Annotated in this window: 2 protein-coding genes; one reads left to right on the forward strand and one right to left on the reverse strand. The window is 26.8% G+C overall.

What is annotated here, in order from left to right; genetic code table 11:
- A partial coding sequence (locus tag NSA58_RS19140; RefSeq protein WP_257560861.1) for an SLC13 family permease occupies positions 1-644 on the reverse strand: 644 nt, incomplete at its 3' end.
- Between the two features lie 333 nt (positions 645-977).
- Here NSA58_RS19140 and NSA58_RS19145 point away from each other — a divergent pair.
- On the forward strand, positions 978-2287 hold a 1310-nt coding region (locus NSA58_RS19145), incomplete at its 3' end, for a D-alanyl-D-alanine carboxypeptidase family protein (protein ID WP_257560862.1).

Genomic DNA, 2287 nt, shown 5'->3' on the forward strand with positions numbered 1-2287 from the left:
ATAAATATATGATTTTTATTATCTATTTTAACATCTTTCAAATCAATGCTTAAATCCATTTTTTTATCTCTATTTATTAATAATAGTAAAAAGGCAATAGATAATAGTAAAATAGGTCCAGTTATTACAAAGAAATCCACTGGTTTTAAATTATAAAAAGAATATATAAATAAGTTCTGAGGATTACCCATAGGAGTAAAACTACTTCCTAAATTTGCAGCTAGAGTTTGAAATATTACTATTTTTAAAACATTAATATTAGCTTTTCTAGCGACAACTATACTTAGTGGCACAAAAGTTAAAAGTGCCACATCGTTAGTGACTATCATGGCAGATATAAAAGTAATAAATACTAAAATGGTAGATATTGCCCTATATGATTTACATTTTTTCAATAAGCTAATTGCTATACTATCTAAGACAGAAAGCTCCTTAAAAGCAGCTACTACAATCATAAGATTAAATAATAATATAAGCACTTTAAAATCAATATATGATAATTTTGGAGTTGCAATAAAGCAACTTATTGTAGCTAGTGATAGAGCTATAACTAAAACAGATTCCTTTTTTAGAAATTCTATAAAAGCATTTTTCTTTTTTGAGTCTTTTATTATCTCAATTTGTGAATAGATATTTTCGCTCATCTTTCCTCCCAATATGAATTTTGTCTTATTAATTTTACATTATAAAAGTATATATATCAATATGAGAAATTTTATTATTGAAAAATAGGTTATTAGAAGGCGTGATTAAAATAAATACTACAATACTAGATAAAAATTTGACTTATAACATAAATGATAAAAGATATTTATTAACTAAAATAGCAGTAAGGTAGGGCATAACATAGTTGTTAACAAATTATGTAAAACCATGGTATAATTATTACATTGTTTTCAATTAACATAACAAAATTAATTTCAATTAAGAAATTTTATAGTGACAACTAGTAATACAAAATAGAAAAGAGGTTTTAAATGAAAAATAAGTATTTTAGTACATTTATTTTAACTATTTTATTAGTAATATGCACATCTTTAAACAGTGTATCAAATGCATTAACAAGTACAGGTGATATACCTGGCATAATTGCACAATCAGCAATTGTTATGGATATGGATACAGGAGAAATTATTGCATCAAAAAATGCCAAGACTCAAAGACCAGTAGCGAGCACAATAAAACTATTAACTTCCTTAATTTATGCAGAAAATATTTCTAGAGGAGAAATGATTTCATTTACAGAAGATGCACTTAAAACTACACAAACGGCACTTAATAATTTGAAAAAAATCAATGTGGGTGACAAAATTCCAAGTGATGACCTTATGAAAGCTGTTATGATTTATTCTGCCAATGATGCTGCATATCTAATGGCAGATGCTGTATCAGGAAACTACAAGGATTTTGTAAAACTAATGAACAATAAAGTAAAATCCCTAGGTCTAAAAGATACATATGTAGTAAATCCATGTGGTTTAGAAAGTAATGCCATAGATCCAGAGAATAAAGAAATTAATATATCAACAGCTTACGATATGGCAATAATAGCAAAAGAAGCTTACGAAAACCAATGGATTAGAGAAATTATATCAGAGCAAAATCAAGATATAATTATTAATATAGGAGGAGAAGCTGTACCAATTACATTAAGAAATAAAATCCTTGGTCAATATGGCAATGTAGGTGGAAAAACAGGTAATGAAGTTCAAGCTGGTCATTGTTTTGTTGGTTTCTTCCAAAGAGAAGGAAGAAATTTAGTAACTGTAGCCCTAAGCTCTGAATATGGCATAGATGGCACAAATGTATTTAATGATACAAAAATCATAGCCGACTATGGTTATTCATCCAAAAAGCAAATATTTAAAAAAGCAGGAGAAGAAGTTGCCAAAATTGAGCTTGGGTACAGAAAATACGGAATTATTGGACCTAAAAAGAGCATGACAGTTCCAGTTATAGCAACAGAAGATGTCATGTATTATAAAAATGATATTAACAATGAAAATGCAAGAATAGAATACAATAATGAAAATAAAAATGCCTGGAAGCTTGCAAATAAAGAGATAGAATTGAACTTTACTTTACCTAATTATTCATCAAAAATAAGTGGAAAAGTTGATTTAAGTAAATTTGATTTACTTAAAATTTACTCAGGATCATTTATTATATTTATATTAATAGCTTTAATAGTGCTTTTTATAATAGCATATTGTATTAGGTTAAGAAATTTAAGAAGAAAAAGAATGAGGAGAAGAAATAAGAATAGACACAAACATAATAAGAATAG

This window comes from Terrisporobacter muris (genome assembly GCF_024621905.1).
GTDB classification, from domain to species: domain Bacteria; phylum Bacillota; class Clostridia; order Peptostreptococcales; family Peptostreptococcaceae; genus Terrisporobacter; species Terrisporobacter muris.